10 protein-coding genes and 1 pseudogene are annotated in these 13,798 nt (G+C 40.3%); 5 read left to right on the top strand and 6 right to left on the bottom strand.

Annotated features, from left to right (window positions below; all coding sequences use genetic code 11):
- Positions 1 to 21 precede the first annotated feature (21 nt).
- Genes GVO63_RS00470 through GVO63_RS00480 form a run of 3 tightly spaced genes read right to left on the bottom strand, consistent with a single transcriptional unit; the run spans position 22 to position 3,540 of the window.
- On the bottom strand, positions 22 to 1,212 hold the full coding sequence (locus GVO63_RS00470; protein WP_159577696.1) for a glycosyltransferase family 1 protein: 1,191 nt from the start codon (positions 1,210 to 1,212) through the stop codon (positions 22 to 24).
- Positions 1,213 to 2,274: an acyltransferase gene (locus tag GVO63_RS00475; protein ID WP_159577697.1), complete on the bottom strand. Its 1,062-nt coding sequence runs from the start codon at positions 2,272 to 2,274 to the stop codon at positions 1,213 to 1,215. It abuts the gene before it with no gap.
- Positions 2,275 to 3,540, bottom strand: coding sequence for a putative O-glycosylation ligase, exosortase A system-associated (locus GVO63_RS00480; protein ID WP_159577698.1), 1,266 nt, complete (start codon positions 3,538 to 3,540; stop codon positions 2,275 to 2,277).
- A gap of 442 nt (positions 3,541 to 3,982) precedes the next feature.
- On the opposite strand from GVO63_RS00480, the gene GVO63_RS00485 reads away from it, so the two are divergent.
- Entirely contained in the window at positions 3,983 to 5,008 is a 1,026-nt protein-coding gene (locus GVO63_RS00485; protein ID WP_159577699.1) for a right-handed parallel beta-helix repeat-containing protein, read from the top strand.
- Here the strand turns inward: GVO63_RS00485 and xrtA are convergent.
- Genes xrtA through GVO63_RS00500 form a run of 3 tightly spaced genes read right to left on the bottom strand, consistent with a single transcriptional unit; the run spans position 4,989 to position 8,760 of the window.
- A complete protein-coding gene (gene xrtA, locus GVO63_RS00490; RefSeq protein ID WP_159577700.1) occupies positions 4,989 to 6,464 on the bottom strand; it encodes an exosortase A in 1,476 nt (491 codons plus the stop codon). The two genes, GVO63_RS00485 and xrtA, sit on opposite strands and share 20 nt — an antisense overlap.
- 41 nt (positions 6,465 to 6,505) lie before the next feature.
- Complete coding sequence (locus tag GVO63_RS00495; RefSeq protein ID WP_159577701.1) at positions 6,506 to 7,345, bottom strand: XrtA system polysaccharide deacetylase; 840 nt, start codon at positions 7,343 to 7,345, stop codon at positions 6,506 to 6,508.
- Positions 7,346 to 7,347: 2 nt separating this feature from the next.
- A complete protein-coding gene (locus tag GVO63_RS00500; RefSeq protein WP_159577702.1) occupies positions 7,348 to 8,760 on the bottom strand; it encodes a TIGR03013 family XrtA/PEP-CTERM system glycosyltransferase in 1,413 nt (470 codons plus the stop codon).
- Between the two features lie 149 nt (positions 8,761 to 8,909).
- On the opposite strand from GVO63_RS00500, the gene GVO63_RS00505 reads away from it, so the two are divergent.
- The 4 genes and pseudogenes from GVO63_RS00505 to GVO63_RS00520 all read left to right on the top strand — a co-directional run bounded on the left by GVO63_RS00505 (position 8,910) and on the right by GVO63_RS00520 (position 13,780).
- Positions 8,910 to 9,542 (top strand): XrtA/PEP-CTERM system exopolysaccharide export protein, encoded by a 633-nt coding sequence (locus GVO63_RS00505; RefSeq protein ID WP_159577703.1) that lies wholly within the window; start codon positions 8,910 to 8,912, stop codon positions 9,540 to 9,542.
- 31 nt (positions 9,543 to 9,573) lie between these two features.
- Positions 9,574 to 11,179, top strand: a pseudogene (locus tag GVO63_RS00510) (XrtA system polysaccharide chain length determinant).
- On the top strand, positions 11,179 to 12,129 hold the full coding sequence (locus tag GVO63_RS00515) for an XrtA-associated tyrosine autokinase (RefSeq protein ID WP_159577704.1): 951 nt from the start codon (positions 11,179 to 11,181) through the stop codon (positions 12,127 to 12,129). The pseudogene GVO63_RS00510 and the gene GVO63_RS00515 overlap by 1 nt, the downstream one beginning before the upstream one ends.
- The gene (locus GVO63_RS00520) at positions 12,098 to 13,780 is read left to right on the top strand and encodes a TIGR03016 family PEP-CTERM system-associated outer membrane protein (protein WP_159577705.1); all 1,683 of its coding nucleotides are present in this window, start codon (positions 12,098 to 12,100) and stop codon (positions 13,778 to 13,780) included. The genes GVO63_RS00515 and GVO63_RS00520 overlap by 32 nt, the downstream gene beginning before the upstream one ends.
- The last annotated feature ends 18 nt before the right edge of the window (positions 13,781 to 13,798 follow it).

The following is a 13,798-nucleotide window of genomic DNA, read 5'->3' on the forward strand; positions in this document are numbered from 1 at the left end:
AATACATTCCTTTTTTTATTTTCATTTCAATAATGTCAAATATGTAGACGCAATATGTTCGGCGGTATGCTCCCAAGTAAACTTGGATGAAATCGTTAGGCCTTTTTTTACTTTTTCATTGTAGAGCTGTTCGTCTGTAAGGAGGCTGCGTACAGCACTACTCAACGCAAGAAAGTCCTCAGCTTTTGCGCTACAAACCGCATCTTGTCCAATTTCTATAAGCACGTCAGCTTCAGAAGTTACTACTGGTGTTCCAGAAGCCATTGATTGCACAAGAGGAAACCCAAAGCCTTCTTCGCGCGATGCAAAAATAAACACCTTTGAGGTTTGCATTGCTTGAATAAGCTCGTCTTCGGTAACCCAGCCTTTTATAACAATGTCATTTTCAATTCCCAATGCTCGAATGGTTTTGGAAATGATAGAGTCTTCCCCTCCAACAAACCCTAAAATAGTGAGGGGATGTTCTTTCTGCAACTCTTTAGGTAACTGCGCCCATGCTTTTAACATGTTCTCTGGGTTCTTCTGATGACTGTCGCCGCCAAGCATGAGAACGCCGTTCTTCAAGATCGGGTTAGTAGGTGGCACAAAGCCTTTAGGAATACCATGGTAAACATAAGAAACTTTGCCCTTTAATGTTGGGAAAGTACTCGTGATATCGCCTATCGAGTAATTTGAAATGGTCAAAATGTGATCAGAAAAAACCAAGCCTAACCTATACACTGCCCACAAATACGCCTTCTGTCTTAAAAAATAAAAATTCTCTTTTAAAGTTCTGCCTTTATAGTAGCGAAAAATATTAAGAGAATGCCACTCCATTAAATCATGAGTTGTAGTTATTTGTTTAACGCGAGACAGCAAACAAACCCTATTACCTGGCATATGAAAAAGGTTGATTTTGTATTTTTTTAGTTGCTTGGGTAACAACCACTGCTCCCAAAGTATCTCTGTCTCAGCATCGATATTAACTAAAGTTACGTTCGGAAATTTGGAAAAACGACTTAAACGTTGCTCGTAGTGTGAAATCTCATCATTGTATTCAAACTGCCGATTAATAAAAAAGTAAAAATCGACATTTGGCATCACCTTTGGCAAACGCTGGCAAAGCATATATACATATTGAGGCATACCCCTTAGTGGGCGTAAAACAAATCGAGCATCAATTCCTATTCTGTATCGCATAGAAGTAATTACTGGTTGTAGTTTGTCACCCATTCAAATCCCCTTACTAGCAAATTTACGTGAAATCAAACGACGTCCGGGGACTTCAACAAGTTGGTAACACATTGTAGAAAAAATTAGGACTATTGCGATATAAGCGAAAATATTAAAAATAGAGGCATTCTGACTGTCTTCCATCAATAGCATAACAAACCAATTGAGTAAAAAGGTATGGCTTAAATAGACGGAGTAAGATATGTCGCCAAGCCATATAAAAGGTTTAAGCTCAAGCAGCCTGTGAATTGGCCCTTTAGACAAAAGAAGCCCTAAAAGCATACAAAAGAATAACCCAGGCGCGTAAAAGTGATTGGCAGTAGTAGTTAGAATTAATCCATAGAAAGACAAGAAGGAGATACAAAAAAGCCACTTACCAAAAGCAATTTCTTTATCTTTCAATCTGTAATGGATGATGTAAAGGCACATTCCGTTGAAGAAACCGAAAACGCAACGAAGGAGTCCTAGGTCCCCAATATTATCCCCTAATGAACGAGCTCCAATTACCGTGTAGGCAATCGCGGTGATGCCTAGCGAAACTAACAGAGCAATAACAGCATAGCGTCGGAACTTTGCAATAAAACCAGCAGTAAATGCAAAAGCCAAATAAGCACAAAACTCTCCGCTGATAGTCCATGACGGAGTATTCCACATTGACCAAAAATCGGAGCTGATAAACCAAAGATCTAAAAGCATAAGTTTGATGAAGAAGCTTTCTGCGGTAAATGCTCCTTCGGGTACTACTCTATTTGTTAAATACAAGGCAAGAGGAATGCTGAGGTAGCTCAAAAGAACAAAAACGTGAAGTGGATAAATTCTTGCTATGCGCTTAATTATAAAAACTTTTTTAGCCTGCCAAGTGTCATTACTCGAAAAGTGTTTCATATAGTTAAAAGAAATAATGAAACCGCTCAGTAGAAAAAAGAAATCTACCGCTAAATAGCCCTTCTCAAAGAATATACTAATAAACTGCGGTACATCGTATGCTACCAACCAATGCTTTATATGATAAAGAACGACAAAGAATGCAGCGATTCCTCTTATTGAAGTAAGGTAATTCATTTATGACTCTTCTACTGTACTTAGAGCTAGAGAGACTCCATATAGATAATAGATCCATGGATAAAATGCTACGCCAATGAAGAGACCACCGACACAATAAATAATTAAAGAATGGCTTAATGCACCGCCAATGACCCCAACTTCTCCACCCAACCGCTTAATAGTCCTTCTGTTGAGCAAAATTGTATGCAATAAAATTGACAGAAACAGAAATAGTCCCCCGTAACCGGTCTCGCCAAGCACTTCGAAGAATATATTGTGAAATGCTTTACCGCCTCTTTGTTTTATTTCTATTTCGTCACCTTGCTGATAGTGGTGCAAAATTCCAGCATTTGCATTGTAGCTGTAAAAGCCGCCCCCAAAAAAAGGCCTATGAGAAACATAGTCTAATGTCCACCTCCACACTACAATTCGACCTATCGCTGACTTTTCAGATGTTGTAGCATCTTCGATAGAAGACATGCGGTAAAACCAAGACTTGGGCGCAACTGTATAAATAAGCAAAGGAATCATACATATAGCCAGAAACACTTTAAAATTTATCTTGTGCTTTTTCAGAAGTAATCCTATATACGCTGCCAACGCTACTAGACCCGTTCTAGCTTGAGTTCCAACAACCGTGAGTAAAGATAGAGCAGAGTAAGCTAAAGACAGCCAGCGAAAAGCACTCCATGACTGTGCAATTTTTGAGGATGACTTTAAGGCAACAAACAAAGGTATAAGGCAGACTGCTAGCGATGCCAGTGTTGAACCTTCTGAATACATAAACCCACCGATTCCGATAAGTGAAACCCCGTAACCTCCCCCCCCTAACAAGGTTTTTATCCCAGCCATAAAAAGGAATAACCCAAAAGAAGCAACACATATCCAAAGAAACATCTCGACATGAGCTCTTTTAGTTAATGTAAAAGGAATAAAGTAAGCAAAAATAAGTGTTTTTATCACAAAGTCGTACTTAATCCAGACGACGTTTTGATATTCACCGAGAAATGAAGCTATCGTTACCCAAACCATAAAACCTATCATAATAAAGTGATATGTTTTACTTTTGGGAACACGCAGCTTATTAAAATTAAAAATTAAAACTAAAAAGAATAATGCCGTAGTAATTAAAGAAAGTGGCTGCCCAGCCAAGAAGGCAAAAGAAGTATTCTGAGGTTTAACAAGGTTTATCCACACCGCCATACAAGCAGCTACATGCGGCCGAGTAAAAGAATAGAACATCAGAGCCAATAAAATTAAGCTCATGAAAATATCTGTAACCATTAAATAGTCTCTTTTCTACTTCTTAATGTCATTTCTGCTTTGTTTTTTGCTACTTTTTTGTCGACACTATTTTTATTGGTTTTCTTTTCTAATTTAATATAGAAGATGATTATCATCATCATTACGAAGAAATGTATTAAGGTTGCGAGACTATCAACGCCCATTCAGTGACCTCAGAAGTTTACATTTTTGAAAAGGCTAAACAATAAATATCGAAACAGTCGTTCAACTTTTATCGATAAGATAACACTTTGAAGTGGCAATATAAAAGATATTTAAAGAAGCAATTTCACTGGTAGTATAAAGTTACTATCATGATTAATCATATTTGCAAAGTTTGAGATCTATCGCCTTTATGAATCACGTTCTTAAAAAGCTTTGGATAGTGGCTTTTATCACATTGTTTACCTCGTACTCCCCTTGCTTTTCGCTAGAGTTGATAGTGACTAATACTCAAGAGCTTAAAAATGCTGTTCATATTGCAAACAATGATAAAAGTGGAAACGTAATAGAGATATTAGTTGATGACGGCGTGTATAAAAATTCATCAAACATAACAATTTCACGAGATAACATCACCATTCGCTCTATTTCAAATAATCCAGCGCACGTTGTACTTAGCGGTTCAGGAATGGAGAAGAAAAGCCCCGTTGAAGTTATATTTGATATAAGTGCAAGCAATGTTACGCTTTCAGGTATCACCCTAAGAAACGTTTCTCATCACCTAATTCAAGTACGTGCAGAGAAAGGCGTCGATTTTTTTTTATTAGACAACTGCATCCTCGAGGACTCGTATCAGCAACAACTCAAAGTGTCCGGAAAAGACAACGGTGAGTATTCAGACTTTGGTGTAATCAAAAACAGTCGCTTTGAATACACCGCTGGTGTTGCACCAAACTATTATGTTGGTGGTATAGATGCACATAGGGCACGAGGTTGGATAGTGTCTAACAATATATTTTTAAATATCGCAAGCCCCGCTGAAAAGGTTGCTGAGCACGCTATTCATTTTTGGAAGCATTCATTTGATAATATTGTTATCAATAACGTTATTATCAACTCCGACAGAGGGATAGGTTTTGGTTTAGGGAATAATAAAAATCAGTCAAAGGGCGGGATCATAGCTTTTAATACAATATCACATGATAACCCCGACCATACTTTTGCAGATGTAGGTATTAGCTTAGAGAGCAGTCCACAGACCATCGTTAGAGACAATCAGATTTACCTAAATTCAAACTATCCGAATGCTATTGAATACCGCTTTCCTAATACGCAAAGTGTTATTATAAAAAATAATATTACTAACAAATCAATTGTCGCCAGAGATGGTGCAGATGGAATAACACTCGCTAATAAATCTGCAGGTACCTTTGAGTACTATTGGAACTCCATATTATTCTACTTTAATCAAGCAATTCTCTTCGTCAATAGTCAATCATCTAAATTTATAGATGAGGTAAAATAGCAGAAAGACTGTCACTTATATCTGAAACATCATGTCCATTTGCTGCAAGGATCCATAGTCTTCCACCTCTGGAACTTCCAAATAGCACATTTCTAACCTGGTATATTTTGGCATTAACCGCGCTGGTAAATAGCGCATCGTCAACTTCATAGAACCTTATGATACTGAGTTTATTACCACTTGACGATACAACATGATAGACAGATAGGTGTAAACCGTTTGTTGTTATACTTCTAGTGTGACTAAGCGAAAATCGTTCAGGGTCGAATAGCCTGTGCAGATCGCTTACTAGTTCATTATGTTGTTCGCTAAACCAAGCATTATAAACCTTAACGTTGCAACCCCGATATTTAAGAAAGCCAAACTCTTCTGAATCCGGGTCTACCACAATGGGTTGCCAATCCGTTGTTTGGCAATTGTCGTCCCAATCATAAGCCAGGGTAGAGAGACGCGGTTCAAAATGAGAGTTGCTAATATTTGAAATATTTACGATCCATGCAAAAAAGCTTGCAAAAACAGCGATTGAACTGATAATAGCAGGAATGCTCACCGAGGTTGTTGCATTTTTCGGTCCGATTTTACAAGGTTCATACGGTGATTGCCGAATAAATTCACCGATCCCCAACAAACACAGAATTACGAAAGCAAAGAAGAACCAACCATAGATAAGATGATCTGCGCCAGCCGCATGCTCCATGTCTGTCAAATATGCGATAAGAATAATGCCATACACTCGAACAATATTCGCCAATACGGGGAATATTAATGATATAGCAACGAAGATAGCTCTACGCTTCACTGACACTAGGTTCAAGTAAGCATACAAACTACCTATAACAAAGCTTGCAATAAAAAAGCTGACGCCGGAACAGGCCTCGGCAACCAAAAAACGCCCTTGAGGTATTTCTATATACAAACCGCTTCTAAAAAGTGGCACACCCGTTAAGCGTAATAGCGCAACAGAACCATCTGCCGCAATTTCCTGCAGATAGGGAATAAGTTGCTCGCCCACTGGAATACTAAAAAGCATGAATACAAGCGGGAATAGAATTGTTTTAGCTGCTGCCGTACCAATTACTAGCCAAATAAGTGCAGGTAGAAGCGTGAAAGTTGCAGCATGTAAAAACAGTTGGATATCGCCAGCAACACCAATTACATAAAGCAGTAAGGCGGGAATTATTACGATAAGCGCTAACGGACTTGTTTGTATCGGTTTACTGAGAAGCTCAAAGCGCTTTAAGTAAATAAGGTAAAAAGCACCAGGTACAATAAAAAAGCCATGGTTGAATATCTCGTTCCCGTACCAAATTTCAACTACGGTGGTAAGCCCCTGCCAGCAAAATACCAACCACAAACCAAACAGAGCAAGGCTTGAAATATAAAACACTTTATTATTGGCAAATGAAAAACCCGCTAAGCTTTGCTTCATCTCATCTTGCGTTTCTTCATTGTTCATCTGCAACTCCCTGCCCTTTTATTCTTATAAATTTTAAAGGCTTACTTTATTTCATAAGCTTCGCACATGCTTACCCAATTGAAATCTTTAAGCAGCTTATCTACCTTCCCTTCCATTCTTGAAAGGTTGATGTAGTGACGAACCTTAGATTTCCAGGGCGCCGCTGAAAACTTCGGTTGCTCGGCATCGATTTCCCATGGATGAAAATAGAAACTGTATGGCGCGCTTTCAGATTGCATGAACTCAGTTATACGGCGTCTAGATAACCAATAAGGATAAAGACGGAAGTAGCCGCCACCACCTATCCCAATATTAGTTCCTTTCTTGCGAACTGTAGGAATCGGAATCTCTATCAGGCCATTGTCACGCTCGTACTTGAAGCGCGGCCACTCTGGAACACCATAGATATCGTGGTTGATTGGATAAGTACTAGACGAATAAACGAAGCCAAGATCTTTTAAAATATCATAAGCCCATGTGTTCGAATCGTTAATAGAGAAACTCGGCGCTCTATAACCTTTTAAACCCACACCGCCTATATCTTCAAGAATATCTTTACTTTGCTTAATATCGTTGTAAAGCTCTTGCTCGGTCATTGTGGTTGCGCGTTGATGCGCTAATCCATGACTCGCCAGCTCATGACCTTCGCTTACTATTCTTTTTATTACATCTGGACAGCGCTGCGCCACCCAGCCAAGTGTAAAAAATGTCGATTTAACATTATTAGCAGCAAACAAATCTAATAAGCGGTTAGTGTTGTCGCCAACACGAAGACTAATACTATCCCAATCTTTCTTATCAACTACCCCTTCAAAGGCAGAAACTTGAAAATAGTCTTCCACATCTACTGTCATAGCATTAAGACGATTATCTAATTTCATAATTATCGCCCTTTACCAAACAGCACAACTTCAACAGTGCGAATTAAAATAAGAATATCTAACAGTAAGCTTTGGTGTTTTACGTAATAAAGATCGAACTTAAGCTTTTCCATTGAATCTTCAACGCTTGCGCCATAGGGGTAATTGAGTTGGGCCCAACCGGCTAAACCTGGCTTAACATTATGACGCTGATTGTAATACGGCACTTCGCGTACAAGCTGCTCAACAAATTGCGGTCTCTCTGGACGCGGCCCGATAAACGCCATTTCACCTTTAAACACATTTAAAAGCTGTGGTAATTCGTCAACACGGTATTTTCTAATGAAGTGGCCAATGCGGGTAACACGATCATCATTTTTACTCGCCCACTTAGCCCCATCTTTCTCTGCGTCAGGTCGCATACTTCTAAATTTAATAATCTTGAAAAGCTTACCGTTCAACCCAACCCGTTCTTGTTTATAAAAGACCGACACGCCCGTTCTTCTACCATCATCTAGATAGATTATTAATGCTGTTGTGAGCATTATTGGCCAGACAAAGAGAAAGATGAAAAAAGCCAATATGGCGTTAAGCGTATAGTCTAGCGCGTCTCGCAGGTAGTTTTGACTTTGAAAACCGTTGGAATAGATAACCCAACTCGGGTACATTAGATTGACTACTATCTGCCCTGTTTCGCGCTCCATGAAGTCCAAAAGCTCAGTGACTTCAATCCCTCTAAGTCTACAGTCAAAAAGTACTTCTACGGGTAAAGTGCCTCTTCTTTGATCACAAGCGATAACGATTTCTTCAATTTCATTATCTGCAATAAACTGCTGAAAACTCTCGTCTACTTTAAGATGAATAATCTTCTCTTTTCGAATTCCGTCTTCGCGATTGTCTCCAGGAATTGGGATGAACCCGACAAGCTCAAAACCAATTCTATCTACATCTCTTCGCATACGCTTTTCAATGATTGAAGCTCTTTCCCCTGCCCCCAGAACCAAAATGCGCACTTTTCCAAGGCCCAGTAGGCCTAACCTATTTGTGAAATACCTAAAAACCACTAGAGTAATAATTATCGAGCACACCGAGGCAGGTAAGAAATAAGAGTCCATGACTAAATCGTCGAAAAAAGCACGGCTCAATACTTCTACTAGAAAATAGCTAAGACCCACGCTTACAAAAATTCGGCGAATAATTCCACGAAAAGTTTCTCGTAATTTGGCTTCATATAAGCCAACTGACAATGAACAAAGCAATATAGAAACAGTGAGCATTCCCACGTTGATTACGAGTTTTTCAACGGAAACGTTAGGCGACATTCCGATCTGCGTGAGAATAAAATGAGAAATATAGCCCATGTAAGCTATGAGCAACGCTTCTGTAATTACTAGTATATTTGAGCGTTTATTTTGATTGCGCTTGTTTACTGCCACCCCTGGCCCCCTAAAACTGCGGCGTATTTCCCATCATAAAGGGATTTATTCCAATAGACTACAATTGATATTGGCATTATAGTGACATTTCCCGTAGGGTAAACGACAAAAGTCATATATTAACCATAATGAGTGTAGGATGATCTCTTATGTTCCGCTTTAGAACGCTAATGACATGCTGTGCCCCCATTTTATTTATTGGTCTTAATGGTTGTAGTAATACAACGGCATTGCCCGAGGCAACCACCCGACCTTCTCTAACTACCGACGTAAATGATTACCAATACCTGATAGGTCCGGGGGATTCGTTAACTATTTTTGTGTGGCGTAACCCAGAAGTGTCGGGCAATTTCATTGTTCGACCCGATGGCAAGGTTACTACCTCATTGGTTGAAGACATTGATGTAGCAGGTCGCACGCCTACGATGCTTGCCAGAGAGATTGAAGAGCAACTTTCTACTTACATAAACAACCCAAGAGTTACAGTAAGCGTGAATAACTTCACAGGTCCTTTGAGTGAACAGGTACGCGTTATTGGTGAAGCCACAAACCCTAGCGCGGTAAGTTATTCTGAGCACATGACACTGCTTGACTTAATGATAGCCGTTGGCGGGCTTACTGAGTTTGCAGATGGAAACAATGCAAAGCTCGTGAGGGTTGTGAACGGTAAGCAAAAAACCTTCGAAATTAATATAGATGATCTGATTAGAGATGGCGATATCTCAGAAAACGTTGATATGTTGCCTGGTGATATCGTGATTATCCCAGAAGCTTGGTTCTAGTTATTAAGCAGTAAACGGAACAAATAATAAAATGCAGGACTTACAGCAAACGCTAACCCAAATCCTTGACTATGTGAAAGGAGTTTGGATTAAAAAGCGTTACGTAATTATTTTTTCTTGGCTCATATGCCCAATTGGCTTTTTATATGTTGCCAGTCTTCCCGATGTTTATTCTTCGAAAGCGCAGGTATTCGTGGACACTCGCTCGGTATTACAGCCTTTACTTCGCGGGCTAGCGATACAGACGAATCCTGATCAAGAGATACAGATGATGGCTAAAACCTTACTTAGCAGAAGTAATGTAGAGAAAATAGCCAGAGAGAGCGACCTTGATATCACAACGAATACAGAAGATGAATTTGAATCTCTTGTAACATCACTTTCGAAAGAAATAGCGCTATCTTCGACTGGACGAGATAACATTTATAACATTTCGTTTTCCAATAAAGAGCCCACCGTAGCTCAGAGGGTGGTTCAAGAAACATTAGATTTATTCGTTGAGGGTTCTTTAGGTAACAACCGAAAAGATACCGACACTGCAGGCCGCTTTTTAGATGAGCAAATTGCAGAATATGAATCTCGCCTTACAGAGGCTGAACAACGTTTAGCTAACTTTAAACGGCAGTACAATGACATTCTGCCACTGGCGGGCTCGTATTATTCTAGCTTGCAAAGCTTGAACGACGAGCTTGAAGCGACTCGCCTGCAAATAAAACAAACGCAACAGCAGGCCGATACGCTCAACAAGCAGATTAGTGGTGTAAAGCGCAACGACAGTTTTGGTGTCACTAATCAAGACGAACCCGTGCTTCGCACCCGCTACGACTAATCAAGACGAACCCGTGCTTCGCACCCGCTACGACGAACGAATACGTGCTTTAGAGGAAGAACTCGATAGGCTTACGCTTCGCTTTACAGATTTACACCCTGACGTTGTCGAAACAAAAGCACTATTGCAAAGTTTAGAAGACTCTAGAGACAAAGAAATAGAGGCCTTTCTTAGCGCAGATGAAGGGGATCAAAATCAACCGCTTTCAGAACTTAATCGCGAAATTAAACTAGAGGCAAGCCGTTTGGAAAGTCAAATAGCTTCTCTTCAAGTTAAGGAAACAGATTTATTGCGCAAGATCTCTGAATTAGAGAGCAAAGTAGACTTAATTCCTCAAATTGAAGCAGAGTCTTCTTCTCTAAACCGAGAATACGGTGTTACGAAACAGAAATACGAAGAGTTGCTGTCTCGCCGTGAATCAGCTGATTTATCTCGAAGAGCAGATGTATCAGCAGAAGACCTTCAATTTAGAATAATAGAGCCTCCGTTGTTACCTAAACGCCCTTCGGGCCCTAATCGCCTCATCTTTTATACCGCGGTGCTAGTGATAGGTTTTGGCTCAGGAATTGCCGTCGCATTTCTAATTAGCCAACTTAATCCAATTTTAATACGTCCTAAACAGTTACTTAACGTATCTGACTATCCTATATGGGGTACAGTTACGCACTTAAATATTGAGCAAATCAACAAAACCAACAGAACTCGACTTATCGTGTTCTTACTCTCAAGTGGTACTATTTTGGCCATGTATGGAGCGTTAGTCGCAGCTGAAATTATGAATATCGATTTATTTGGGGGGCTTCTTTAATGAAAAACACCATTGAAAAAGCACTTCAGAAACAGAAAGAAGCCAACGCTGCTAAGCAAAATGTTACCGCTGAAGAAAAGATCGAAGACGCGAGTTCTGAAAGTCATCTCAAAGCATCGGAAGTTTCTATTGAAGCTTCAACTTCTTCAGAGTTAGCCGCGGCAGAAGTCGTTGCCGATGAAAGGGAGTTCGTTAATCAAAGGACGCCTCTCGAAGAGTTCAAAATCAATTTTGAGAGGCTCGATAAAAATGGACATATCTCTCTAAATGGTGACCGCAAGCAAATTAACGAAGAGTACCGTGAAATTAAGCGAAAGCTTTTGGCTAACGCGTTTGGTTCACTCTCGAAAACGCTACACAACCCTAATATTATAATGGTTACAAGCAGCCGCCCTTCTGAAGGGAAAACTTTTACTGCTACCAACTTAGCGATGAGTATTGCATCAGAGCAAGATAAAACGGTGCTTCTAGTTGATGCGGATGTCCTTAAGCCTAATGTATTAAACACCTTAGGCCTCGAGCGTCGTAAGGGGCTAATGGAATATTTGACCGGAGATGTGGACGATATTTCAGATGTGTTATACCCCACAAATATCGACAAACTAAAGATAATTCCTGCTGGAAAGTCGCACCACTTATCTACGGAGTTGCTTGCAAGCCAGAAGATGCATGAAACCGTAGATGAATTTGCAAATCGATACCCTGATCGGATTGTAATTTTCGACACGCCTCCTCTTATTGGTATCAACGAAAGTGCCATTCTCGCAAATTTCGCTGGTCAAGCAGTGGTAGTAGTTGAAGAAGGTAAGGCAAAAATAGGCGATATAAAAATGTCGGTTGAGCGCTTGAATCCCGATATGGCGATTGGTTTTGTAGTTAACAAATCAGTACATAATGACACCGACGGAAGCGGATATTATGGATATTATTACTCAGAACGAAACGACTAAGTATCGTTTTGCAATCAAACCGCTTTGCGCTGTAATCGGCACATTGCTGCTTGGTAACTTAAATGAAGTGCAAGCCAAACTCGACATTACAGCAAACGCTTCTGCGGAAGGCATTTTTCAAGACATAGATTCTGAAGAAAACGGAACGTTTTCGTTTACAACTCTTTCAGTTAACCCTAGTGTTAACGCGGCTTATCAATCGCGCACATTTAATGGGTTGTGGCAAGGAAAGTTGACTCATCTAGAGCGTGACAACAGTGATCTTAGCCGCGAGGATACCTATGGAGAATACAGTTACTCAGCTAACTGGGCACCATTTGACGAGGCGTTGGTCTTTCAAGCCTCTGGGGCACTTAGCTACCAGAACGCACAGGCAGGTAACTTTTTAGTTTCAGACTTTTTCACCAACGCCGATGCTCTAGCCAAAACTCGTTCAAATAGATTTGGTGTTTCTACCACCATGTCGCAAGGTGATTGGGTTCGCGGCACCGGTCAAGCGTCTTATTCTGATGTTGCTTCAGAAAGAAACGCATTGAATAATGGTTTTGCCCTAGATAATGACACCTACCAACTCTCTGGCAATTTGTTTAACGGCGATAGAGCTGAATACTTAATTTGGAATGTTTCAGGTAGTTTTCAAAATACAGATAGGGCCGTTGCATCTGAAGGCGACTTTATATCGAGAAATGCATCCGGCTTTTTAGATATTCACTTTTTGAAGAACTGGGCGCTTAGGGTTACCGGCAGCCATGAAGGCAACCAAATATCAGGTCGAAATGACACTGCCAGCTTAGTACGCAAGTTCAATTCTTATGGTGCCGGTTTAACGTATCGTCAAAGTTCCAACCGATACATATCGATTACCGCTAACACCACCGATTCAGATATAGAAAGCGATGATGGCGAAACCTTCGTTGGTTTAGATTTACAATGGGCTTTAAGCCCACGTACCAGTATTAACGCGAATTACGGCCGACGCTTTTTTGGTGAAACCGCTGGGGCGAATATAAGCTATAACTCGAAATATCTAAGAACCTCATTTGGTTATTCAGAAGATGTAACCAATACGAGCAGGCTATTGGCAAACCCCGAAAACTTGGGCGTATTTGTTTGTCCGGTAAACTCTTCTGGCATATCTAGCTGCTTTCAGCCCAACAGTTTAAATTACGTGCCAAACGCTGATGAGCAATTCGTTCAAATAACATCGCAAAATTTAGAGTTTAACGACGACATCATTGTTCGTAAAAGCAGCAACTTTCAAATTGGCTACGATTTTTCAAGAGTAACTTTAGGCATGTCGTGGCGCTATTCTGAGGATGACGCGCTTGATCAAGACCGTCTTACACGCACTTATTCTGTAGGTTCAACTTTGGCGTACCGCATTGGCAGCTACACAAATGTAAACGCAAGTGTAAACTACGCTAATATCACGCAGCGTTCAGAAGCCCTCGACAGTGGCGAGAGTGATAACTGGAATGCAACGATAGGTATTGACCGCACTTTTGGACAGACATTAGAAGTGAGTGCAAACATTAACTTTGTTGATAGAAGTGGCGACCTTGTAAACGGTGCCGGTACTGGAAACGGTTTTTTGGGTGCTAATTTTACTGATAGGCGCGTAACTCTTGGTATTACGTATACTTATCAGTAAAGCGTATACAACGATAAA

It is taken from the genome of Alteromonas sp. KUL106 (assembly GCF_009811415.1).
In the GTDB taxonomy this organism is placed as follows: Bacteria; Pseudomonadota; Gammaproteobacteria; order Enterobacterales; family Alteromonadaceae; genus Alteromonas.

Bases quoted from the DNA above. Each gene is read 5' to 3' on its own strand.
- GVO63_RS00480 (WP_159577698.1), bottom strand. From the start codon at position 3,540: ATGGTTACAGATATTTTCATGAGCTTAATTTTATTGGCTCTGATGTTC.
- xrtA (WP_159577700.1), bottom strand. From the start codon at position 6,464: ATGAACAATGAAGAAACGCAAGATGAGATGAAGCAAAGCTTAGCGGGT.
- GVO63_RS00495 (WP_159577701.1), bottom strand. From the start codon at position 7,345: ATGAAATTAGATAATCGTCTTAATGCTATGACAGTAGATGTGGAAGAC.
- GVO63_RS00505 (WP_159577703.1), top strand. From the start codon at position 8,910: ATGTTCCGCTTTAGAACGCTAATGACATGCTGTGCCCCCATTTTATTT.
- GVO63_RS00475 (WP_159577697.1), bottom strand. From the start codon at position 2,274: ATGAATTACCTTACTTCAATAAGAGGAATCGCTGCATTCTTTGTCGTT.
- GVO63_RS00470 (WP_159577696.1), bottom strand. From the start codon at position 1,212: ATGGGTGACAAACTACAACCAGTAATTACTTCTATGCGATACAGAATA.
- GVO63_RS00515 (WP_159577704.1), top strand. From the start codon at position 11,179: ATGAAAAACACCATTGAAAAAGCACTTCAGAAACAGAAAGAAGCCAAC.
- GVO63_RS00520 (WP_159577705.1), top strand. From the start codon at position 12,098: ATGGATATTATTACTCAGAACGAAACGACTAAGTATCGTTTTGCAATC.